The sequence below is a fragment of the Gilvimarinus gilvus genome (assembly GCF_030518155.1).
Lineage (GTDB): Bacteria > Pseudomonadota > Gammaproteobacteria > Pseudomonadales > Cellvibrionaceae > Gilvimarinus > Gilvimarinus gilvus.
The window spans coordinates 1-488 of record NZ_JAULRU010000100.1; the positions used below are offsets into that span (position 1 = coordinate 1).

Below are 488 nucleotides of genomic sequence, written 5' to 3' on the forward strand. Positions count from 1 at the left end.
GGATGCGGTGCATATCGCCACGGATGACGGTGAGTGGCCAGATTGATACATCGTCACCCAGTTCAACATCCCCCAGAACGACGGCAGTTGGGTCGACAAAGGCGGCTTTACCCAGCTTGGGTGTGGTGTTCTGATAGCTGCGGATGGTCATCTGTTTATTCTCACTCTGCTGTTCCGGTGGGGTTTCTATAATAAACCCTGCAGCACGATTGAAAACAGTGAATCATCACCCCATTTAGTAGATATTGTTATTTATATTCTGCCCTGTTCAGGAGTACCTATGACCAACCCGTTGCTGCAAGACCACCTGCTGCCCCCGTTTTCTGAGATTACCCCTGAGCATGTTGAGCCCGCTGTCGATCAGTTGTTGGCTGACAGTCGTGCTGTGATTGAGCAGGTTCTGGATGGCAATGATTCACCTGACTGGAACAATCTTGTGGTGCCGCTGGAGCAGAGTCAGGACCGTCTGGCGAAAGCCTGGTCGCCGG

The 488-nt window shown here is 52.3% G+C and carries 2 pseudogenes; one reads left to right on the forward strand and one right to left on the reverse strand.

The features are described from left to right. Positions 1-151: pseudogene (locus QWI17_RS00500) on the reverse strand (gamma carbonic anhydrase family protein); the annotation flags it as partial. Positions 152-280: 129 nt separating this feature from the next. On the opposite strand from QWI17_RS00500, the pseudogene QWI17_RS00505 reads away from it, so the two are divergent. Continuing rightward, positions 281-488: pseudogene (locus QWI17_RS00505) on the forward strand (oligopeptidase A); the annotation flags it as partial.